This window comes from Sphaerisporangium corydalis (assembly GCF_025506355.1).
GTDB lineage: Bacteria > Actinomycetota > Actinomycetes > Streptosporangiales > Streptosporangiaceae > Sphaerisporangium > Sphaerisporangium corydalis.
Genome location: NZ_JANZYP010000008.1, coordinates 105,886 through 126,177, shown reverse-complemented (window position 1 = coordinate 126,177; position 20,292 = coordinate 105,886). Strand labels below are relative to the sequence as shown.

The following is a 20,292-nucleotide window of genomic DNA, read 5'->3' as shown; positions in this document are numbered from 1 at the left end:
CTACGTCGGCGACCGCTGGGGCCAACCCGCCTGGGGCTCCCGCGTCTGCCCGTGTTCCTTGTCCTCCCGCCTGCGCCTGGCCCTTCTGGCGAGCATGATCATGGCGGTCAGGCTCGCGCCGGCCAAGGCGGTGGCCACCAGCCCGATCCCCCCGTACAGGGTGATCATGCTGGTGTCCCGCCTGACGACCTGCACCGGCTGGAGCGGGCCGGGTTCGGCGCCGGTGCCGTCGGCCATCGGCAGGTCGGCGTCCTGGACCCCGGCCCCGAAAGCGGTGTGCCGGTGGCGCGAGAGCCTCGCGGCCTCGGCCAGGGCGCGTCCGGCGTTCACGACGCCGAAGCCCGTCCCGGGGTCGTAGCCCAGGGCCGGGCGGCGGGTGGTGCCGGTGGTGAGGGCCTGGGCGACCAGCGCAGGCGACATTCGCGGATATTTCGCTTTTATCAGTGCGGCGACTCCGGACACGAGCGCCGTGGCCTGCGACGTGCCCCGCCCGACCCAGTACTGGTCACCGGGACCGGCCCCGAAGATGTCCACTCCCGGCGCCGCCAGCAGGACCAGCGAGTTCCGGTTGGAGAAGGACGCCTTGTGCATCCCCCTGTCAGCGGCGGCGACCGAGATCACGCCGGGGAGCGAGGCCGGGTAGGAGTACGGGCCGTCCTTGCGGCCCGCCCCGTCGTTGCCGGCCGCCGCCACCAGCACGACGCCCTTGGAGATCGCGTAGCGGATCGCCGACCGCTCCTGCCGGGTCGGCTGGTCCTTGGAGATCGACATGTTGATCACGTCCGCGCCGTGGTCGACGGCGTACCGGATGCCGCGCGCGACCACGTTCTCGTAGCGCGCCTGGGAGTTGAAGACCCGGAAACCCGGCTCGTCGTCCTCCAGGATGACCCGCACCGACAGCACCTTGGCGGCCGGCGCGACCCCGATCACCCCGTCGGAGCGGCCGGGCCCGTGCCCGTGCCCGGCGATCAGCGAGGCCATGTACGTGCCGTGCAGGCGGCTGGGGGCGACGCCGCGCGGGTTGGCGCCCCTGGTGAGGTCCGGGCCGGTCACCACCGAGCCCGCGAGGTCGTGGTGGCGCGGGTCGACCCCCGAGTCCAGGACGGCGACCCTGGCCCCGGCGCCCCGGGTGATCCGCCACGCGTCGTGCACGTTCAGGGTGCGCAGCACCTGCCGCTGGCTGCCGCGCACCTGGTCCGCCCGCGCGGGGAGGGGCGCGACGAGCAGCAGGAGCGGCAGCAGGGCGAGCAGCGCACGGACCACCGGCACCCGGCCGGCCGGACGGGCACGCGGGCTCAGCACTGCCAGTCCTTGCCCGAGCAGTCGGGACGGGCCGGGGTCGCCAGGGTGGTCAGGACGCGGTCCTCCAGGTCGGAGGCGAACGCGAAGATCGTGGAACGCTGGTGGCCGACCGAGCGGGCGGGACGGCCGTCGACCTGGCCCGCCGTGGTGAGCACGAGGTAGGGCCCGGCCTGGTCCAGCGACGACGCCTGCCGGGCGGCGGCGGTGAACCGGTCGGCGACGGTCTGCGGGAACGCCAGGGCCCGGAGGCCGGGCGAGGGCGCGCCGCCCGGCGGGAACGCCGCCCTGGCCGCGAGCGCGGACGCCTGGTCGGGGAAGGCCGCTACCCCGATGGTCACCACGACGCCCTGGAGCGCGTCCAGGTAGGTCGCCCGGAGCACGGCCCTGCAGCCGGCGGCCTTCAACGCCGTCCTGAGCGCGGCGTCCACGGCCGCCGAGCATTCGACGCGGGTGGAGATGCCCACCCTGCGGGCGTTCTCCTTGCCGCCCTGCTCGGCCACGTAGGGGATGGAGGCGGGGAAGATCTTGCCGGCCGGCCAGACCTGCCAGCGGCGTGCGGTCTCCTCCGCCGACGCCTGCCGGATCTCGGCGGGGCTGGGGCCCCGGGTCAGTTCGGCGCCGGCCGCGCCCCCCGCGACCCCGGCCGCGATCGCGCAGACCAGCGTGAGCGCGGACGCCACCACCAGGGACGGCCAGGTACGCGACTCACTCACGTGCCTGACCTTAACGCCCCCAACGGTGGGGCATCGGCCGTTCTGTCCGGATCCATCCCTTTGGAAAGTACTTGACAGGATGGAAAGTGGAAAGTACTTTCCTAATTGGAAACTAGGAGGTTTCATGGACGCCACCCCCGAGGACACGGCGTACGTCACGCCCGAGGAGGCCGCCCGCAGCCTCCGTGAGATCCGCGCCTCGCAGGCGCGGGTGGTCCGGGCGCGGCCCTGGTTCCCGAACTGGTACACGACGGGCGTGGCCCTGGTCGTCACCGGCGTCCAGTTCTTCACCGAGCCCGGCACCTCAGGGGCGGTGGCGGTGGCGGGGCTGACCACGCTGGTGCTGGTCCTGCTCGGCCTGGTCGCCGCGATGGTGTTCGGCAACCGGCAGCGCCCGCACCGGAGCCTGGTCACCGTGAAGGCGCTGTTCGTCTTCTTGGTGTGGGTGTGGACGTCGGTGGGCGTCTGCCTGGTGGCCGCGGTCGCGCTGGCCGGCGCCGGGGTCCCCTACGCCCGCACGTACGCGGGCCTGGCCATGACGGTCCTCATGGCGTCCACCGGGCCGGTGCTCGGCCGCTGGATCACCCGGCGCATGGCGGCGAAGATCGAGGCGGGCTGATGGCGGCACTGGATCCGGTCATCCACCCTCCGGCCAGGCTGCGGGTCATGTCGCTGCTGGCGGCCATGGAGGAGGCCGAGTTCGCCTTCGTCCGCGACGAGGTCGGGGTCAGCGACTCGGTCCTGTCCAAGCACGCCGCCACTCTGGAGAGCGCCGGGTACGTGGTGATACGCAAGGGCCATGTGGGCAAGCGCCCCCGGACCTGGCTCCGGCTCTCACCGGCGGGCAGGGACGCCTACACGGCCCACGTCGCGGCCCTCGGCGCCATCGTCGCCCAGTCGGGACTGACGCTGGCCGGCGACTGAGCGCCGCCGGCCGCGGGATCGTGAGATGAGCCTGATCAGTAGGTGGGCAGCGAGGGGTCGACGGTCTTGACCCAGCTCAGCACGCCCCCGCCGACGTGGACGGCGTCGGAGAAGCCGGCGCTCTTCAGCACCGCCAGCGCCTCGGCGGACCGGGCGCCGGACTTGCAGTGCAGCACGATCTTCTTGTCGTGCGGCAGCAGCTCCAGCGCCGTGCCCTTCAGGAAGTCGCCCTTCGGGATCAGCACCGCGCCCGGGATGTTGACGATCTCGTACTCGTTCTGCTCGCGGACGTCGACCAGGAAGATGTCGTCCCCCCGGTCCTGCATGTCCTTGAGCTCCCTGGCGGTGATCGTGGAGCCGGTGGCCGCCTGCGCGGCCTCGTCGGAGATCGTTCCGCAGAAGGCCTCGTAGTCGATCAGCTCGGTGATCGTCGGGTTCTTGCCGCACAGCGGGCACTCGGGGTCCTTGCGGACCTTGACGTCGCGGTACTTCATCTCCAGGGCGTCGTAGATCATCAGGCGCCCGACGAGCGGCTCGCCGATGCCCGTGAGCACCTTGATCGCCTCGTTCACCTGGATCGAGCCGATGGAGGCGCACAGCACGCCGAGTACGCCGCCCTCGGCGCACGAGGGCACCATGCCCGGCGGCGGCGGCTCAGGGTAGAGGCAGCGGTAGCAGGGCCCGTACTCGGACCAGAACACGCTCGCCTGCCCGTCGAAGCGGTAGATGGAGCCCCAGATATAGGGCTTGCCCAACAGGACCGCCGCGTCGTTGACCATGTACCGCGTCGCGAAGTTGTCGGTGCCGTCGACGATGAGGTCGTAGGCGGCGAAGATGTCCATCACGTTGTCGGTCGTGAGGGCCACGTTGTGGATCACGACGTTGACGAGGGGGTTGATCTCGCGCACGGTCGCGGCGGCGCTCTCGGCCTTCAGACGGCCGACGTCCGACTGCCCGTGGATGATCTGACGCTGAAGGTTCGACTCGTCGACGACATCGAAGTCGACGACGCCGAGCGTGCCGACGCCGGCCGCGGCGAGGTACATCAGCGCCGGGGAACCGAGGCCGCCCGCGCCCACACAGAGCACCTTGGCGTTCTTCAGCCGCTTCTGCCCGGCCATCCCCACGTCGGGGATGATCAGGTGGCGAGAGTAGCGGCGCACCTCGTCAACGGTCAGCTCGTCGGCCGGCTCTACCAGCGGTGGCAACGACACAGTTCTACGCTCCCGTTTCAGGGGATCTTCCCAAATGGCGGCTTGCCCGTCAGGCTACGCGCCCAGCCGTCTGTCACAACCTAACCCGGTTGCCCTCGCATTCCCGAATCGGCGATCTTAGCCGACAGAGGCAGCATTCTCCGCGTTCTCCGCGTTCCCGGCGTCCCGCCGGGCGGCGTCCTGCATCAGGACGCGGACGTGGCGGGCGACGAGCGAGGGGCACTCCATCTGCGCGACGTGACCCGCGTGGGGAAGGAGCACCAGCCGCACGTCAGGGAAGGTGCGCCCGGCCCGCAACGCCATGCGGGGGTCCACGAGCCGGTCGTGCCGGCCGTGCACGACGAGGGTGGGCGCGGTCACCCGCGCCGCCAGCCGCCACAGGTTGTCCTCCCCGCGCCGGAAGTACTCGTTGACCAGGGCGCGGGCGGAACTGACCAGCGCCGGCCCCGCGTACGGGAGGTCGTCGCGGCGGCGCAGCTCGGCCACGGCGTCCTCCAGCCGGATGGGGTGGACCCGGCCGCTGTCGGCGTAGCACATGGCCATGGTCGCCGCGATGCGGCGCTCGGGCGCCAGCGTGCGGAGCCGGGAGACCGCCCACTCGCCGAACCGGGGGGCCGCCGACACCGCCACGCGGGCCGGGCCGTACCGGGGAAGCAGGTCGGGCAGGGCGGGCGAGACGAGCGTGAGCGTGCGCACCAGGTCGGGGCGGATGGCCGCGACGCGCACCGCGACGGCGCCGCCGAGGGAGTTGCCGAGCAGGTGGACCGGGCCCCCGGCGTGCTCGATCAGCCGCGTGACGGCGGTGGCGTGCGCCGCGATGGAGTAGTCGCCGCCGGGCGGCGCGGGAGAGTAGCCCGCTCCGGGCAGGTCGAGGGCGTATCCCCTGACCTGGCCCGACAGCTCGGCCATCAGGTCGGTCCAGTTGGTCGCCGATCCGGCGAGCCCATGCACGAACACGGCCTTCTCCGCGGGCCCGGCGGGCGTCGACCGCACGTAGAGGCTCAGTCCTCCGAGGTCGAGCGGCTCCCCCGGCCAGTGCGGGATCGGGTCCTCCAGCATCTTCGCCTCCTGTTAACCGTCCGTTCCGACGATAACCCGGCACCGTACAGCTCGCTTCCCCGTAGGCGCCGCGGCAGGGGGACCCCCTGGGACCGCGGAGCCAGAGATCGGGGGAAATATCGGGCAAATCGGGAAATATCGAACTGAAAGACATAAGGGGAGGTTAAGTAGCTGCCAAAAGGCAGTGATCCCCGTTTGTCATATGCGTCACTAGGAAAACAACACAAGTGGGAAGACTCATGAACGAGTCACCCGGGCATTCTCCTCGAAAATGAGGAAAATGCATCCGCTGGGCAACCCGATGCGTCAAGGGGGAAAACGCAATGCCCGACGTCAAGAAATACGCCGCAATGCTGACCGTTACCGCGGCACTCACTGGTGGTCTCGCCGGTCTCGGCGCCACCACGGCCACAAGCGCCAACGCTTCCGCAGCAGTCAGCTCCTTCGGGGGTTTCGGAGATGACTTCGGCGGCGGCTTCGGTGGAGGCGGCGGCTACGGTGGGGGTGGCGGCTACGGAGGTGGCGGCCACTGCCACCACGACGGCGGCGGCTACGGCGGCCACCACGGAGGATACGGCGGCGAGCACGGCTACGGCGACGGCGACGACGACGGGGGCTGGGGCGGCCGCAACTACCGCCGCCACCGTCACTTCAACCGCCACGGCGGCCACCACCGCAACTGCTACTTCAAGATCGTGGAAGCCCGCTTCTTCCGGGCCATCATCGGTCACAACGACCACGGCGGCGGCGGCAGGGACTACTTCCGCGACGACAAGCGCTGGCTCCCGCGCCACCACGGTCACCACCACCACCACGACAGGTGATCCAACGAATCAACGCGGCCTGACCGGACCACGATCGGCCCGGTGACGGCCACCCGACAGTGAGACACGGGAGGCCCCGGAGCAGAATCCCGCTCCGGGGCCTTCCGCCACCCGTAACCGGGATATCCCCGCGCCGCGACACCGATTCCGGCCGGGGAATTCGCTTTCGTGAGCCTCTTCGGGGAGCCGGTCCGATGAACACCCATTGCCATTTCTTGGACCGGCCCCGCTTTTACGCGTTCCCGGTCACGCCGACTTCCGGGTGCGGCGCTTGGGCGCGGCCTGCTTTCCGTCCTTCTCATCCTTCTTCTCGGTGGCCTCATCGGCCTTGGCGGCCTTCCCCGCGGTCTTCTTCTTCGCCGCGGCCGCCGACGGCTTGGCGCCCGTTCCCTCACGTTCCTTCTTGGCCGCGTCGACACTGGCCCTGAGCGCCGCCATCAGGTCCACCGCGGGCCCGGCCTGCTCGGTCTCCTCGGGCCGCACGAGCTCCTTGCCCGCCACCTTCGCCTCGATGACCTGCTGGAGCGCCTCGCGGTAGGCGTCGTGGTACTCCGAGGGGTCGAACTCCCCCGCCATGGTCTCGATGAGCGACTCGGCCATCTGGAGCTCCTGCGGCCGGACCTCGACCTCCTCGTCCATGAACGCGAAGCCGGGCTCGCGGACCTCGTCCGGCCAGAGCATGGTCTCCAGCACGAACACGCCCTCGCGGATCCGCAGGGTGGCGAGCGACTCCCGCTGCCGCAGCGCGACCTTCACGATCGCCACCTGCCCCGTGCGCTCCAGCGCGTCGCGCAGCAGGATGTACGGCTTGACCCCCGCGGCCTCGGGCTCCAGGTAGTAGGACTTGTTGAACAGGATCGGGTCGAGCTGGTCGGAGGGGGTGAACTGGAGCACGTCGATGCGCCGCGAGGTGCTCAGCGGCAGGTCGGCGAAGTCCTCGTCGGTCAGCACGACCACCTCGCCGCCCGGGAGCTCGTACCCCTTGGCGATCTCGGCGTACGGCACCTCCGCGCCGTCGACGCTGCACACCCGCTTGTACTTGATGCGGCCGGCGTCCTCCCGGTGCACCTGGTGGAACGTCACGTCCTTCTGCTCGGTGGCCGAGTAGAGCTTCACGGGGATCGTGACGAGCCCGAAAGAGATGGCACCCTTCCAGATGCTACGCATGGCTTCTCCTCACCTCGGCCCCGCTGTCGAACTGATGTTCGCTGGCGGCAAGAGCGCAAAGCAATATCTAAATGGGCAGATACCCAGTGTGGAATGCCGTATCCGGTCCAGTCATCGCATCGTGGGATCGGCGCCCCACCTGAGCACGTGAAGAGAAACCTCCAGAGGAAGTGGTGCGCGTGGCGGAGAAGGTGCGGGTCAGGGTCGGCGACCGGGAACTGACGCTGACCAACCTGACCAAGGTGCTGTATCCGCAGGCCGGCTTCACCAAGGCCGAGGTGATCGACTACTACAGCCGCGTCTCGGAGATCATGCTGCGGCACCTGCGGGGCCGGCCGATGACCGTGAAACGTTTTCCCAGCGGCGTGGAGGGGCCGTCCTTCTTCGAGAAGAACCGCCCGGCGCACACCCCCGAATGGGTGCGCACGGCCCGCCTGCCCGTGCCCGGGAGCACCAAGGACCGCGAGACCATCGACTTCGCCGTCGTCGACGACCTCCCCACGCTGGTGTACCTGGCGAACCTGGCCGCGCTGGAGTTCCACGCGCCCATGTGGCGCGTCGACGAGGACGGCCGGGCGCAGAATCCCGACCTCATGGTGTTCGACCTGGACCCCGGCGCGCCCGCGACGATCATGGAGTGCCGCCGGGTGGCGCTCCGGCTGCGCGAGGTCCTGCGCGAGGACGGCCTGGACGGCCTCCCGAAGACCAGCGGCAACAAGGGGATGCAGGTCTACGTCCCGTGGGCCCACCGGGAAGAGGTGCCCTCCGACTACGCCAAGGCCCTGGCCCAGCGGCTGGCGCGGGAACGGCCCGAGGAGATCGTCAGCCAGATGGCCAGGAAGCTGCGGCCGGGCAAGGTCCTCATCGACTGGAGCCAGAACAACCCCGCCAAGACCACCGTCGCGCCCTACTCGCTGCGCGCCAACCCGATGCCGACCGTGTCCGCCCCGATCACCTGGGAGGAGCTGGAGGGCTGCGAGCGGCCCGAGGACCTGGTCTTCACGGCAGGGGACGTGCTCGAGCGGATCGGGCGATTCGGCGATCTCATGGTGCCGCCGGAACGGAGCGCGACCGGCGAGGGGCCTTAGGCTGGACGCGTCGGGGTAGGAGCGGTGGGCCAGAGCACACCGCGGCGGAGGGACGGGAACATGTCGGAGATGGACGTGGGCGGCGACGAGACCACGCTGGACGCGCTCGAACCCCTGGACGCCGCGGACACCCTGGAGACCGAGGTCCCCGAGGCCGACGCCATCGAGCAGCACCTCACCGTCCGCGAGGACCGCCGTGAATGGCCCAAGGAGATCCCCTACGACGTGGACCCCGCAGACGCCGCCGACCAGGGACGCACGGTGGACCTCGGCGACGACGACTATCGCTGACCTGGTTACCCGCGCGTAGGATGTGAACGCCGAACCGGATCCACGGGAGCGAGGGCAGGCGGACGCCCGCCGGCCACGGATCCGCCCCGACTCGACAAGCGAGACCAGCGGCACGGTCACCGACCGCGCCCCGCGCGAACCGTCACCAAGGAGAGTTTCCGTGACCGCTACCCCGGATGCCAAGCCCCGGGGCACCCGGCTGCCCCGGCTGGCCCGTCGCCGACAGTTGCTGAACGCGGCGCAGGAGGTCTTCGTGGAGAACGGCTACCACGCGGCCGCCATGGACGAGATCGCCGAGCGGGCCGGAGTGAGCAAGCCGGTGCTCTACCAGCACTTCCCGGGCAAGCTGGAGCTCTACCTGGCCCTGCTCGACCTGCACGTCGACGACATGGCCAACCGGTGCCGCGACGCCCTGGCCTCCACGACCGACAACAAGCAGCGCGTCCAGGCCGCCATCGGCGCCTTCTTCGACTTCGTCTCCAGCCAGGGCGAGGCGTTCCGCCTGGTCTTCGAGTCCGACCTGCGCAACGTGGCCCCCGTGCGCCAGCGCATGGAGCGCTCGCTGCGCGAGAGCGCCGAGATGATCAGCATGGTGATCCAGGAGGACACCGGCTGCTCCAGCGACGAGGCGCACCTCCTCGGCGTCGGCCTGGTCGGCATGGCCGAGGTCAGCGCCCGCTACTGGCTCGCCAGCCACGGCACCATTCCCAAGGACGTCGCGACCCAGCTCATGGCGCGGCTCGCCTGGCGGGGCATCGGCGGCTTCCCGCGCACCACCTAGCCCGTCCCCCGGCGTCGCCGCTGTTCGCTTGACGCGATCAAACGGCTGATCGGGCCCCCGAGGGGCCACGATGGGAGGCGAACACATCTCGCCGACGTCGAAAGGGAGCCCGATGGAAGTAAAGATCGCCGTACGCTCCGTGCACCGAGAGATCATCGTCGAGACCGACCTGTCCACCGACGAGGTGGAGCAGGAGCTGCGCAACTCGCTCGCGGCGGATCGCGGCGTCTTCTCCATAACCGACGTCAAGGGGCGGCGCGTCATCGTGCCCGTCGCCGCGCTCGGGTTCATCGAGATCGGCGAGGACCAGTCGCGTCCGGTCGGTTTCGGCGGCACTCTCTGAGCCCGGCGCTTTGGGGGGCCCCGCTCCCCAAAGCGCCCGGCCGTGAGGCGAGGCCCGCGTTCAGGCCCCTGATCTCCGGGTGGTCAGGGCTCGGAGCCCTGCAGGCGGCCTCAGACGCCTTCGCAGGCGTCGCGTGAGGCGAGCGAGCATCCACAGGGGCGATGGAACCGCCGGACGTCATCACGCCTGTGGCTGATGACCGGGCAGTCCGCGCCCCCCCTTCGTAACACGGGCCGGGAGGTCCAGCGATTGGGTCCACATCTCAAGGAACTGCCGTAGCGGCGCGAGGCCCTCATGTCTCGAACGCTACAACCGCTCGGCGATTCTCGCCCGTCGATCCCCGCACGGGTTCGGCGAAACCCCGCCCGCATCAGGGCCCCGGCACCGGACCCAGCCCGCGTCAGGGCCCCGGCACCAGCCCGAGTGCCGCCATGCGCCTGCCGTGCTGCTCGGTTAGGCGGGCGAACAGCCGGCCGATCTCGACGAGGTCCGCGGCCGCGTCCCGGCCGTCCTGGTCCTCCTCGTCGGCGAACGCGGCGTCGGCGGCCGGCGCGGTGGAAACCAGCAGGAGCGCCAGGTCGGGGCGGGCGGCGGCGAGCCGGTGGCCCTGGCTCAGCGCCTCGCCCACCATGCGCCGCGCCCACAGCGCGAGCTTGCCGGTGAGCCTCGGGTTCTCGGCCAGCGCCGCGCGCACCCGCTCCACCACGAACTCCGACCTGACCTCCTCGGCCAGCACCTCGTTGACGAGCTTGCGGGTGTCGGGGTCCACACGGCGCGCCGCCTCGCGGTAGAAGTCGCCCGCGATGCCCGTGCCGACGTAGGCCTTGACCAGGGCCTCCAGCCAGTTCCCCGGCCGCGTCTGCGCGTGCCAGTCGTCCAGCGAGGCCACGAACGGCTCCATGGCCTGCTCGGGGTCCACGCCGAGCCAGGACAGCCGGTCGCGCAGGAGGCGGAAGTGGGCGTACTCGGCCGCGGCGACCCCGCTCAGGGCCGCCCGGTCGGTCAGTGTGGGCGCGAGAGTGGCCGCGTCATCGGCGAGTCTGAGGAACGCGGTCAGCTCGGCGTAGGCCAGCACGCCGAGCAGGTCGACGACACCGGCAGGGGAATCACTCATGGGTGCAGACTACGAGCCCCGGGACACGCCCAGGACCAGCCCGACACGGTGATTCACCATACGGAACACGAAGAAATCGGCTCGCTCTTGTGGTATCGAGTACACTGCCCTGTAAGAGTGCGGCCGCAGTCATGTATTCAGGGAGATCATCACCTGATAGCCCCCACGCGAGCTATGCCGCGGCGGTCGCCGAGACGAGATGAGGGTTGGCTTTTCCGCGCGGACCCGGCACGAGATCCCTTCGGCGCCAGCGGTCCCGGAAGCCCGCCTTCGCAGGAGACTTAGGCAGGCCGAGCTGACCACGTTCCGAGACCTTGGAGTCATACCCGAGATCGCTGATGCCCTCGAGACAGAGGGCATCACCTCACCCTTTCCCATTCAAGAGATGGCCCTTCCCCTCGCGATCAGCGGACAGGACGTCATCGGCCAGGCGCGCACCGGCACCGGCAAGACCTACGCCTTCGGCGTGGCGATGCTGCAGCGCGTCGGCAAGCCCCGCAAGAACCGCAAGAAGCCCCGCGGCCTCGTCGTCGTCCCGACGCGCGAGCTGGCGCTCCAGGTGACCGAGGATCTCGTCGTCGCCGGGGGCAAGCTCGGGTCGCGCATCCTCACCGTCTACGGCGGGCGCGCGTACGAGCCGCAGATCGAGGCGCTCAAGCAGGGTGTGGACGTCATCGTCGGCACGCCCGGCCGCCTCCTCGACCTGGTGAACCAGAAGCACCTCGACCTGACCCAGGTCTCGATGCTGGTCCTGGACGAGGCCGACCGCATGCTCGACCTGGGCTTCCTGCCCGACATCGAGCGGATCATGAAGCTGATCCCGGCCGAGCGGCAGACCATGCTCTTCTCGGCCACGATGCCGGGCGAGATCGTCACCCTGTCGCGCCGCTACCTGTCCCGGCCGACGCACGTCCGCGCCGAGAACGCCGACGCCGGCGACCAGGACCTGTCGAAGACGACCCAGTTCGTCTGGCGCACGCACCGCATGGACAAGATCGAGATCGTCGGTCGCATGCTGCAGAGCGAGGGCCACGGGCTCACGATGGTGTTCTGCGAGACCAAGCGCGCCTGCGACATGGTGTCCGAGCAGCTCAAGGAGCGCGGCTTCGCGGCCGCGGCCGTGCACGGCGACCTCGGGCAGGGCCAGCGCGAGCAGGCCCTCCGCGCGTTCCGCAGCGGCAAGATCGACGTCCTGGTGGCCACCGACGTGGCCGCGCGCGGCATCGACATCGACGACGTCACCCACGTCGTCAACTACGACTGCCCGCAGGACGAGAAGACCTACGTCCACCGCATCGGCCGCACCGGCCGGGCCGGGCGCACGGGCGTCGCGGTGACCTTCGTCGAGTGGGAGGAGCTCACCCGCTGGAAGGTCATCAACAACGCCCTCGGCCTGGACTTCGCCGAGCCCGCAGAGACGTACTCGACCTCGCCGCACGTCTACACCGACCTCGGCATCCCCGCAGGGACCAAGGGCGTGCTCCCGCGCGCCCAGCGGTCGCGGGCGGGGCTGGACGCCGAGCAGATCGAGGACATCGGCGAGACCGGCCGGCACCGCTCCCGCCGCGACGAGCGTCCGGAGCGCACCGAACGCGCCGAGCGCCCTGAGCGGCGCGAACGCCCGGCACGCAACCGGCAGCGCCGCCGCACCCGCGGCGGGCAGGAGCCGGAGGTGACCGTGGACGGCGGCACCACCGTGGAGCAGCCCGCGCTGATCTCCGCCGCCGACATCGTGGAGGGCGACATCCTCGCGCCCGAGCCGATCCGCACGCCCGAACCGTCCGTGACCGTCGCGGCGGAGACGCCGGAGCCCGCCCTCGCCGAGGTGCCGGCCCCCCGCCGTTCCCGCCGGGGCGCGAACAGGACGGCGCTGACCGAGGCTCTCGCCGAGGTCACGCCCACGGCGACCGACGACGGCTCGACCGAGCCGCCCATCCAGGAGGCGTTCATCGAAACCGAGCAGTTCGAAACGACGGAGCGGTTCGCACCCGTCGTGTCCGAGGCGCCCGTCGCCCGCAAGGAGCCGGAGCGGATCATCCCGCCCACTCCCTTCTCCATCATCTTCCAGTCACCCGGTCTGGTGATCGAGGACGATGACGACGTGGCACCCTCCGCGGCCTCCGAGCTGAAGCAGCGCCGCCGGCCGACCTACCCGCGCCCCCGGAGGAGCTGAACGGGCCGAAGCATGAACGACCGCGGGTCCGAGCGGCCTGAGCGGTGTGAACGGCGGGAAGCCCTCGCGGGCGGCCCGCCGTTTCGAACGCGCTCCGGCGGCGGTGAAGCGCCATCCGATCAGGTGAGAGATTTGAAAGTCCATCACGCGACCTGCGTAGAGCGTTTGACGGTGTTGCCGGGATGAATCCTCAGTATCGTGGTGCCGCGTGAGCACGCCGCGCTTCCTAACCCTGCCTCCCGGTGTCCGTGCGCAGCAGATCGAGACGCCCCTGGGCACCTTCGCGGCCCTGGAGGCGCTGCCCGTCCGGGGCGTTCCCGAGCGCTGGCCCGCGCTGCTGGTCCCCGGGTACACCGGCAGCAAGGAGGACTTCCTCGCGATCTTCCAGACGCTGGCCGAGGCGGGGCGCCGGGTCGTCGCGATCGACATGCGCGGCCAGTACGAGACCGAGGGCCCCGACGACCCCTCGGCCTACACCTGTGAGGCCCTGGGCGAGGACGTCGACAGCGTGGCCGCCGTCGTCGGCGAGGGCGAGCCGGTCCACCTCCTCGGCCACTCCTTCGGCGGCCTGGTGACCCGCGAGGCGGTGATCGGCGGGGCGACCAAGCTCGCGTCGTACACGCTGATGAGCTCGGGCCCCGCAGGGATCTCCGGCCCCCGGGAGAAGGCGTGCCGCGTCATGCTGCGCGAGCTGCCCGAGGTCGGGCTGGCGCACCTCTGGGCCCACCGCCTGGAGCCCGAGGCCATCGTCGCCGGGGTCCCCGACGACATCCTGGCCTTCCTGCGCAAGCGGCTGTTCGCCAACTCCGCCACCGCCCTTGTCGCGATGGCCGAGCAGGTGCTGGGCGCCGCCGACCGGCTGGACGACCTGAACGAGGTCGACGTGGCCACCCTGGTCCTGTACGGGGAGCACGACGACGGCTGGTCGCCGACGATCCAGGCGGAGATGGCCCACCGCCTGGACGCCGACTGCGTGGTGGTGCCCGGCGCGCTGCACTCCCCGGCGGTCGAGGCCCCCGAGACGACGGCGCACGCGCTCACCCGTTTCTGGAACCAGGCCGAACAGCGCCTCCTGCACACCACCGCCTGACCCCGCGTCCCCCGGGCCGCGACCACCGGGCTCCCGGCCTCAGGCCGGGTCGGCCAGGCCGTCCCAGGGTTGGTGCGCGGTGCCGATCGCCTGGCCCTCCGGGCAGCGGCGACGGAAGTCGCACCACGAGCAGATCGGCCCGGTCCTCGGCGCGAACACGGCGTCGATCTCGGCGGGCACGGTCGCGGGACCACTCTCGGGCGCCGCCTGGCGGGCGCCGCGGGCGCCGCGCGCCGGGGCCGCGTCCCCCCGCCACGAGCGGTACCGCTCGTCGGCCTCCGACGCCTCCATCGCGATCTCCTCGGCCCGGCCGATGTGCCGGGCGAGGGTCTCGTCGGTGTGCTCCCACGCGGCGACCGACCCGGTCGGGACGTGGTGGAGCTCCACCTTGTGGCACGGGCGGTGCATGACGCGCGACGACGCCACGGCGTAGATCGCCAGGGCGAGCGAGGAGCGGGCGTCGTCCTCGGTCAGCGGGCGCCTGCCGGTCTTGTAGTCGACCACCACCAGCTCCTCGCCGCGCCGGTCGAGCCGGTCGAGGCGCCCGGAGACCGCGATGACGTGCGTGCGGGTGGCGACGGTCCGCTCGACGCCCACCGGCTCGTCCGAGGGGTCCAGCGTGCTCGTGTACCCCGAGACCATGGCACGGGCCCGGTCGCGCCACTCGGTGGACTGCTCCTGGTCGCGGAAGCCTTCGGTGATCCACCCTTTGGTGAGCAGGAGGCCCGCCACGGCGGTGGTCCTGCGCTCGTACGGCTCGCGCCACCAGCCGGCCAGCGCGTTGTGCACCGAGGCGCCCACGCTGTTGTGCGCCCACGGCGGACCCTTCTGAGGCGCCGGGCGGTCGAGGTAGGTGAACCGGTAACGCCGAGGGCAGTCGAGCCAGGCGTTCAACCGGGACGGCGTGCATGAATAGAGCCGCCTGGGCATGCCTTCCAGGCCGAGTTGCCCCACAGTGAGCCCACTCCCATCGCCCCGCGAGGCACAGGCCGCCCCTGCGGGCGGCGGATGCGCCGGACGCGCCGCTGCCGGCGGCCCGGTCGTCGGATCTCACTCCCTGGGCCGAGCGACGCCGGAAAGGCGGGCCCGGCCCGGGTCACTCGTCGTCGAGGTTGAGCTTGATCCCCGAGACGCGGGTGCCGTCGGACAGGGGGCCCTCGGCCGCGGTGGTGTCGGCGCCGCCGCCGGTGAGCGACCCGGCGAGCCAGTCGTCGAAGTGCGGCTCCTGGTCCCCGATCGTGGTCTCCTCGCCGTGGGCCGGCAGCACGCGGGTGTCGGCGGGCAGCGTGAAGAGCCGCTCGCCGATCGCCGTGAGCTGGTCGGCCAGCGCCGGGTACTCCCCGGCGAGCTTGCCGGGGCCGTCGGCCAGCAGCGTCTTGCCCGTGAAGACGGCGCCCAGCGCCTCGACGTAGAGCGAGACGCCGCCCGGGGTGACGCCGGGGGTGGAGATGACCTCGAGCTCGACGTCGGCGACGCCGAAGATGCCCTCGTCCTCCATGTCGATGTCGGGGTAGGTCTCCTGCCAGGTCTCCCGCCAGAGCTGGCGGTCCTTGCGGTTGAGGGCGATGACCGCCTCGTCGCGCGCGGCCACCTCGATGGCCCCGCCGACGTGGTCGGGCAGGCCGGCGGTGCAGACGATGGCGAGGATCTCGCGCTCGCCCACGCTGGAGAGGATCGCCTCCGCGTCGCGCGCGGGGTCGATGACGATGACCTCCTCGTCGTCGCCCACGATCCACGTGTTGTTCTCGACCTTGTAATCGGCGCCGTCGATAGTCACGACGCCCTCGGTCACCACTCGCTCGATACGCGCTGTCACGGCCACGACCTTACCGAACACTTGAGCCCGTCTGGATAAGCAAACGGGCGACTTCGTCCGGGGAACCTCGCGGGGCGCCCGCCCAGGGGGTCGGCGCGGGCCTCAGGGCTCGTCTCCGAGGCGGGGGGAATAGGCGCCGAAGGGCAGGTCCAGCTCCTGGTCCTGCTCTCTCAGGTCGCGCAGGGAGAGCTGGGCGAGCTCGACCATGCACCCCGCCTCGGCGGGCCAGCCGATCACCCACAACCAGTTGCCCATGGCCTCGCCGACGTACGCGGCGCGGTCGGACAGGCTCTCCACCCACCACAGGGACGTGGGGTGCCCGACGGTGTCGACCTTGGCGTTCGGCGGGCCGACGTCGAAACCCGGCCCCGGATCGGGGGCGTCGAGGCCCGCGAAGGCGGCCCCGAGGCCCATGCCGGGCTCCTCGGCCACGACCACCAGGTCGGCGGGCCCGAGGGTGACCGACGGCCCCGAAAGGGCCACCACACCCGCGCGGGTGCCGTCGCGCTCGTCGCCGGCGTCGCCGAACCCGGTCACCAGCCAGCCCGGCGGCAGCGGCCACGGGACCCAGAAGGGGACGCGGGAGTCCTTGCGTACCACGTCAAGGGCCTCGGTGGACGGTCTCCTGGCGGTGAAGGGCAGGACATCGCCGTGCACGCCGCAACGCCAGGCGCTCGACCACGCGCCAGGTGGGCGGAGCGTGCCGAAACACCGAGGGCAGGTGGGCGCGGCTCTCACAGTTACCCACGGTGCTTCCGCCGACGCGGGTAAGTCAAGGGGCATCCCGTTATCCCGGCGTAATCTTGGCTCATGCGCGTGAGATGCGTGGGAGGGATCGTCCTCGGCGAGGAACGGCTGCTGCTGGTCCTGCGCGGGCACCCGCCCGGCGAGGGCCTGTGGTCGCTCCCTGGCGGCCGGGTGGAGCCCGGCGAATCCGACGTCGCGGCTCTGGAACGCGAGATGCTGGAGGAGACGGGCCTTTCGGTCACGGTCGGCGCGTGGGCGGGCAGCGTGGAGCGTCCCGGCCCCGGCGGCGTGGTGTACGAGATCCACGACTACTACGCGGTGCCCACCGGCGGCACGCCCCGTGCGGGCGACGACGCGGCCGGCGTGGGCTGGTTCCCCCTCGCCGGCCTTGACCGCCTCCCGCTCACCTCCGGCCTCCTTGCCGCCCTGACCGACTGGCGCGTCGTCACGCCCTCGGACGGGCGGGTCAGCGACTGAAGGACGTCCGCCACAGGGTGAGGTGGTCGGAGGTGTAGGTGGTGGAGCGGCCGAGTGCGACGACCCTGTCCTCGATCACGGCGATCGCGCTGAGCCACTGCGCGCCGTCGCCGGTCATGCCGTCCCCCGTCAGGGCGTGGCGCTGCCAGTCGTGGCCGTCCTGGGACGTCCACACCGCGCTGTCGCCGGTCGCGGGCGGCCCGTAGGAGCCCACCGCGACCAGGCCGGACTCCGAGGACGTCAGGTCCAGCACGTCCGCCTGGGCGTCGGCGGGCAGCCAGGAGTACTCCCAGGTGACCCCGTCATCGCCCGAGACCGCCGCGAACGGCTGCTCGACGCCCTTCTCGTTCTGCGCGCTGCCCACGGCCACCACGTCGTCGCCCCGCAGGACGGCCCGGCGCAGGCTCGCCGAGCGGGCCCCTTCGGGGATCACGCGCTTGCGCGCCGTCCAGTTCAGCCCGTCGTCGGACACCCAGACCACGCCGGAGGTACGGCCCGTCGTCCCCGAACCGCCGACCGCGAGGTACCCGCCCGAGGTGGCCACGACGTCCTGGATGCGCACGTCGGCGCCGCCCGCCGGGAGGCTCTCGGGCGCGGACCGCGAGTAGCGGCGCAGGTCGGCGGAGAACCACAGCGCCGCGACGACCCCGCCGGGGCCGCTGTCGTCGCCCGCGAGCACGTACCCCTTGGGGCCGGCCGCGACCACGCGCGGCACCACGGCGTACCGTCCCGAGGCGCCGAGCGCCGGGGACTCCGGGGCCGCGCGCCAGGAACGGCCGTCGGCGGAGGTGGCGAGCAGCGGCCTGACGAACGCCGAGTCGGCCGTGGTGCTGCCCACCGCGAGCCACCCCTGCGGGCCGTGCGCGACGTCGTTGAGCGACTGCCTGCCCGCGCCGCCGAGCGCGGGCGAGCTCACGGCCTTCCAGTTCTGGCCGGTCGCGCTGGTCCAGATGCCCGCGTCCCCCTTGACCGAGCCGACGGCGACGAACGAGTCGCCGGCCGCGACCAGGGAGGTGGTCTCGCGGGCCGAGCGGGTCAGCCCGCTGATCTCCGAGAGCGGCACCGGGGCGGCGCCCTTGCCCTTGGCCGCCGTCATCAGCACCGGCAGGTTGTCCAGGCCGCCCGCCCGCTGATCGCCGGCGGCCACCAGGGTGCCCGCGTCGGTGATCGCCAGGCCGCGGAGCGTGCCGGGGATCTGGCCGAGGTTGTTGCTCTCGGTCCAGTTCTTGCCGTCCTCGCTGGTGAAGACGCCGTAGCGCTCCCAGCCCGACTCGGCGACCGCCGCGACCCCCGCGGCGGAGCTGGCCAGGCCGCGCACGCCGGTCGCCTCGCGCCCGAGCCCGCCGATCACCCCGCACTGCCGCCACTCGTCGCCGAGCTGGGAGCAATACACCCGGACCTCGCCCGCGTCCGACTTCTGCAGGGTGGGCACGAGCAGGAACCCCTTGCTCGCCACGGCGAGCGCGCCGGGCTCGGGCCGCACGCCGGGCAGGGCGGCGGCCGTGCGGAGCCAGGTCCTGCCGCCGTCAGGGGAGCGCAGGATGACCGAGGTCGTGTCGCCCTTGCCCGGGTCGGCCAGCGCCACGACGGCGTCGCCCTTGGCCACCACGGCGCGGATGGCCCGCACCTTGTCGGTGGCGCCGATCTGCCCGGTGTCCACGCGGCTCCAGCTCTGCCCGTCCGGGGACACCCAGGCCACTGGGCCGTTCCCGCCGTCCTGGAGGGTCGTGGAGCCGACGGCGACGAAGCCGCCGGCCGTGCGCGCCAGGTCGGTGATCCGGTCACCGGCCCAGAAGACCGACAGCCGCGAGGGGTCGACCGCCGTCCAGGCACGGCCGTCGGTGCTGGTCCACATGCCGCGCGCGGCGGCCCCGGACGCGCCGGGGGCCTCGGTGCCCGCGGCCAGCCAGCGGCCGTCGCCGCCGGCGACGCGCCCGGCCGACCCGGCGGGCTGGTAGCCGGCCGGGCCGGTCACCCTGCCGAGCTGCCAGGACTTCCCGCCGTCCGGCGAGACCAGGAAGAGCGGGCGCGGCACCGGGCTGGTGGTGTCGCTGCCGACGGCGACGACGGTCGAGCCGACGGAGGTGACCGCGTTGAGCACCTGGCTGGAGCCGTTGCCGCTGATGCCGGGGGGCGCCACGAACGCCTGGTCTCCCGATCCGCCGTCGCCGGCGGCCAGGCGCAGGCCCGAGCTCGTCGGGGAGTTCACCCAGTTGACGATCACCAGCCCGAGTCCGGCGGTCGCGAGCAGGACGACGACCACGAAGATCGGGGTGAGCAGCCCGCGCCCGGGGCCGCGCCGCCGGGGCGGGCGCTGGGGCTTGGGCGCGGTCTGGTCGCGGTGGTGGCGGCCCCGCGCGGCGGCGCGCGGCCGGGCAGGGCCGGACGCCACCAGGATGTCGGGACGGGGTGGGCGTCCCTCCGGCGGCCTGCCGATGTGCTCCTCGTCCGGGTCGCCGGGCTCCGCCGTGTTCTCCGGCTCGGCCGGGATGCCGGGGCCGAACCTGATCCCCGGGCGCTCCCTGGCGGGCTCGGGAGGACGCGATACGGGCTCGGGAGAGCGGGGGGCGGGCTCGGGTGCGCGGGGGGCGGGCTCGGGAGGGCGATGGGCGGGTTCCGCAGGGCGGGAAGGCTTGCGCGGGGGGCCGGAGGCGACCAGCCGATCCGGGCGGTTCACCAGCCGGCGCGGCGGCCAGGCCGGCTCGTCAGGATCGGGGCCGCCGCCCTCTGAGGGGTCCTGGTGGCCCGCCGGGGCCGCCCCCTGGTCTCGGTGGGGCTCCCAGGCCGGGGAGGGCTCAGAGAAGGTCTCAGGGGACGCGTGGCCCGCGCTGTGCCGGGGTTCGCCGCCGTACGGCCGCGCGTAGGGGTGGCGTCCGGCGGACGGCTGCCTCGGCGGCTCGGGTTCCTCGGGGACCGGGGGTTCCTCGCCGGGGGTCGGCGCCCCGAAGGGCGGCAGGGCCCACGGCGAGTCGAGCGGCAGGCCGCTGGAGCGCGGGGCCGAGGGGTCCGGCGGGGAGTGGTGCAGGGTCGGAGGGGGTGTGTGGGCCTGCTGGGACCCGGATGGGCGTGACGTGCCCGCGTGGTCGGCATCGTCGTCCGCCGACCACCATGACGAGCGCGGGTCGTGGGGGCCCGAGGCCACGCTCAGCACCTCCTTGTCGGCAGCCTA

At 72.2% G+C, this 20,292-nt stretch carries 20 protein-coding genes; 10 read left to right on the top strand and 10 right to left on the bottom strand.

Annotated features, from left to right (window positions below; all coding sequences use genetic code 11):
- Positions 1-1,302, bottom strand: a complete 1,302-nt coding sequence (locus tag NYZ98_RS08615) for a S8 family serine peptidase (protein ID WP_316249543.1) — start codon at positions 1,300-1,302, stop codon at positions 1-3.
- Positions 1,296-2,015 carry a hypothetical protein gene (locus tag NYZ98_RS08610; RefSeq protein WP_262842033.1) on the bottom strand — a complete coding sequence of 240 codons (720 nt, stop codon included), beginning with the start codon at positions 2,013-2,015 and terminating at the stop codon, positions 1,296-1,298. Before NYZ98_RS08610 ends, NYZ98_RS08615 begins: the two co-directional genes overlap by 7 nt.
- Before the next feature lie 124 nt (positions 2,016-2,139).
- On the opposite strand from NYZ98_RS08610, the gene NYZ98_RS08605 reads away from it, so the two are divergent.
- On the top strand, positions 2,140-2,634 hold the full coding sequence (locus NYZ98_RS08605; RefSeq protein ID WP_262842032.1) for a hypothetical protein: 495 nt from the start codon (positions 2,140-2,142) through the stop codon (positions 2,632-2,634).
- A complete protein-coding gene (locus NYZ98_RS08600; protein WP_262842031.1) occupies positions 2,634-2,939 on the top strand; it encodes a winged helix-turn-helix domain-containing protein in 306 nt (101 codons plus the stop codon). The genes NYZ98_RS08605 and NYZ98_RS08600 overlap by 1 nt, the downstream gene beginning before the upstream one ends.
- A 35-nt stretch (positions 2,940-2,974) precedes the next feature.
- Here NYZ98_RS08600 and moeZ read toward each other — a convergent pair whose 3' ends face one another.
- Entirely contained in the window at positions 2,975-4,153 is a 1,179-nt protein-coding gene (moeZ, locus tag NYZ98_RS08595) for an adenylyltransferase/sulfurtransferase MoeZ (protein WP_262842030.1), read from the bottom strand.
- A 117-nt stretch (positions 4,154-4,270) separates the two neighbouring features.
- Positions 4,271-5,212: an alpha/beta fold hydrolase gene (locus NYZ98_RS08590; RefSeq protein WP_262842029.1), complete on the bottom strand. Its 942-nt coding sequence runs from the start codon at positions 5,210-5,212 to the stop codon at positions 4,271-4,273.
- 350 nt (positions 5,213-5,562) lie between these two features.
- Between NYZ98_RS08590 and NYZ98_RS08585 the strand changes: the two genes are divergently transcribed.
- The gene (locus NYZ98_RS08585; RefSeq protein WP_262842028.1) at positions 5,563-6,036 is read left to right on the top strand and encodes a hypothetical protein; all 474 of its coding nucleotides are present in this window, start codon (positions 5,563-5,565) and stop codon (positions 6,034-6,036) included.
- Between the two features lie 246 nt (positions 6,037-6,282).
- On the opposite strand, the gene ku is transcribed toward NYZ98_RS08585, so the two are convergent.
- On the bottom strand, positions 6,283-7,203 hold the full coding sequence (ku, locus tag NYZ98_RS08580; protein ID WP_262842027.1) for a non-homologous end joining protein Ku: 921 nt from the start codon (positions 7,201-7,203) through the stop codon (positions 6,283-6,285).
- A gap of 179 nt (positions 7,204-7,382) precedes the next feature.
- On the opposite strand from ku, the gene ligD reads away from it, so the two are divergent.
- From ligD to NYZ98_RS08560, 4 genes are all read left to right on the top strand, one after another.
- Positions 7,383-8,291 (top strand): non-homologous end-joining DNA ligase, encoded by a 909-nt coding sequence (gene ligD / locus NYZ98_RS08575; RefSeq protein ID WP_262842026.1) that lies wholly within the window; start codon positions 7,383-7,385, stop codon positions 8,289-8,291.
- 60 nt (positions 8,292-8,351) lie between these two features.
- Positions 8,352-8,582, top strand: coding sequence for a hypothetical protein (locus NYZ98_RS08570; RefSeq protein ID WP_262842025.1), 231 nt, complete (start codon positions 8,352-8,354; stop codon positions 8,580-8,582).
- A gap of 160 nt (positions 8,583-8,742) precedes the next feature.
- Positions 8,743-9,363, top strand: a complete 621-nt coding sequence (locus NYZ98_RS08565) for a TetR/AcrR family transcriptional regulator (protein WP_262842024.1) — start codon at positions 8,743-8,745, stop codon at positions 9,361-9,363.
- 112 nt (positions 9,364-9,475) lie between these two features.
- On the top strand, positions 9,476-9,706 hold the full coding sequence (locus NYZ98_RS08560) for a DUF3107 domain-containing protein (RefSeq protein WP_262842023.1): 231 nt from the start codon (positions 9,476-9,478) through the stop codon (positions 9,704-9,706).
- 400 nt (positions 9,707-10,106) lie between these two features.
- On the opposite strand, the gene NYZ98_RS08555 is transcribed toward NYZ98_RS08560, so the two are convergent.
- The gene (locus tag NYZ98_RS08555) at positions 10,107-10,820 is read right to left on the bottom strand and encodes a ferritin-like domain-containing protein (protein ID WP_262842022.1); all 714 of its coding nucleotides are present in this window, start codon (positions 10,818-10,820) and stop codon (positions 10,107-10,109) included.
- A 385-nt stretch (positions 10,821-11,205) separates the two neighbouring features.
- On the opposite strand from NYZ98_RS08555, the gene NYZ98_RS08550 reads away from it, so the two are divergent.
- Positions 11,206-12,993, top strand: coding sequence for a DEAD/DEAH box helicase (locus NYZ98_RS08550; protein WP_262842021.1), 1,788 nt, complete (start codon positions 11,206-11,208; stop codon positions 12,991-12,993).
- Between the two features lie 208 nt (positions 12,994-13,201).
- Positions 13,202-14,083 (top strand): alpha/beta fold hydrolase, encoded by an 882-nt coding sequence (locus NYZ98_RS08545; RefSeq protein ID WP_262842020.1) that lies wholly within the window; start codon positions 13,202-13,204, stop codon positions 14,081-14,083.
- A 39-nt stretch (positions 14,084-14,122) separates the two neighbouring features.
- Here the strand turns inward: NYZ98_RS08545 and NYZ98_RS08540 are convergent, their stop codons facing one another.
- From NYZ98_RS08540 to NYZ98_RS08530, 3 genes are all read right to left on the bottom strand, one after another.
- Positions 14,123-14,977, bottom strand: coding sequence for a RecB family exonuclease (locus tag NYZ98_RS08540; RefSeq protein WP_316249542.1), 855 nt, complete (start codon positions 14,975-14,977; stop codon positions 14,123-14,125).
- A 202-nt stretch (positions 14,978-15,179) separates the two neighbouring features.
- A complete protein-coding gene (locus tag NYZ98_RS08535; protein WP_262842019.1) occupies positions 15,180-15,899 on the bottom strand; it encodes an MBL fold metallo-hydrolase in 720 nt (239 codons plus the stop codon).
- A gap of 102 nt (positions 15,900-16,001) precedes the next feature.
- On the bottom strand, positions 16,002-16,682 hold the full coding sequence (locus NYZ98_RS08530; RefSeq protein ID WP_316249541.1) for a DUF6758 family protein: 681 nt from the start codon (positions 16,680-16,682) through the stop codon (positions 16,002-16,004).
- A 27-nt stretch (positions 16,683-16,709) separates the two neighbouring features.
- On the opposite strand from NYZ98_RS08530, the gene NYZ98_RS08525 reads away from it, so the two are divergent.
- Positions 16,710-17,123: an NUDIX hydrolase gene (locus NYZ98_RS08525; RefSeq protein ID WP_262842017.1), complete on the top strand. Its 414-nt coding sequence runs from the start codon at positions 16,710-16,712 to the stop codon at positions 17,121-17,123.
- Here the strand turns inward: NYZ98_RS08525 and NYZ98_RS08520 are convergent.
- Positions 17,113-20,265: a YML083C domain-containing protein gene (locus NYZ98_RS08520; RefSeq protein WP_262842016.1), complete on the bottom strand. Its 3,153-nt coding sequence runs from the start codon at positions 20,263-20,265 to the stop codon at positions 17,113-17,115. The two genes, NYZ98_RS08525 and NYZ98_RS08520, sit on opposite strands and share 11 nt — an antisense overlap.
- Positions 20,266-20,292: the final 27 nt, after the last annotated feature.

Bases quoted from the DNA above. Each gene is read 5' to 3' on its own strand.
- NYZ98_RS08605 (WP_262842032.1), top strand. From the start codon at position 2,140: ATGGACGCCACCCCCGAGGACACGGCGTACGTCACGCCCGAGGAGGCC.
- NYZ98_RS08570 (WP_262842025.1), top strand. From the start codon at position 8,352: ATGTCGGAGATGGACGTGGGCGGCGACGAGACCACGCTGGACGCGCTC.
- NYZ98_RS08590 (WP_262842029.1), bottom strand. From the start codon at position 5,212: ATGCTGGAGGACCCGATCCCGCACTGGCCGGGGGAGCCGCTCGACCTC.
- NYZ98_RS08560 (WP_262842023.1), top strand. From the start codon at position 9,476: ATGGAAGTAAAGATCGCCGTACGCTCCGTGCACCGAGAGATCATCGTC.
- NYZ98_RS08600 (WP_262842031.1), top strand. From the start codon at position 2,634: ATGGCGGCACTGGATCCGGTCATCCACCCTCCGGCCAGGCTGCGGGTC.
- NYZ98_RS08550 (WP_262842021.1), top strand. From the start codon at position 11,206: ATGGCCCTTCCCCTCGCGATCAGCGGACAGGACGTCATCGGCCAGGCG.
- NYZ98_RS08585 (WP_262842028.1), top strand. From the start codon at position 5,563: ATGCTGACCGTTACCGCGGCACTCACTGGTGGTCTCGCCGGTCTCGGC.
- NYZ98_RS08530 (WP_316249541.1), bottom strand. From the start codon at position 16,682: ATGCCCCTTGACTTACCCGCGTCGGCGGAAGCACCGTGGGTAACTGTG.
- NYZ98_RS08525 (WP_262842017.1), top strand. From the start codon at position 16,710: ATGCGCGTGAGATGCGTGGGAGGGATCGTCCTCGGCGAGGAACGGCTG.
- ku (WP_262842027.1), bottom strand. From the start codon at position 7,203: ATGCGTAGCATCTGGAAGGGTGCCATCTCTTTCGGGCTCGTCACGATC.
- NYZ98_RS08555 (WP_262842022.1), bottom strand. From the start codon at position 10,820: ATGAGTGATTCCCCTGCCGGTGTCGTCGACCTGCTCGGCGTGCTGGCC.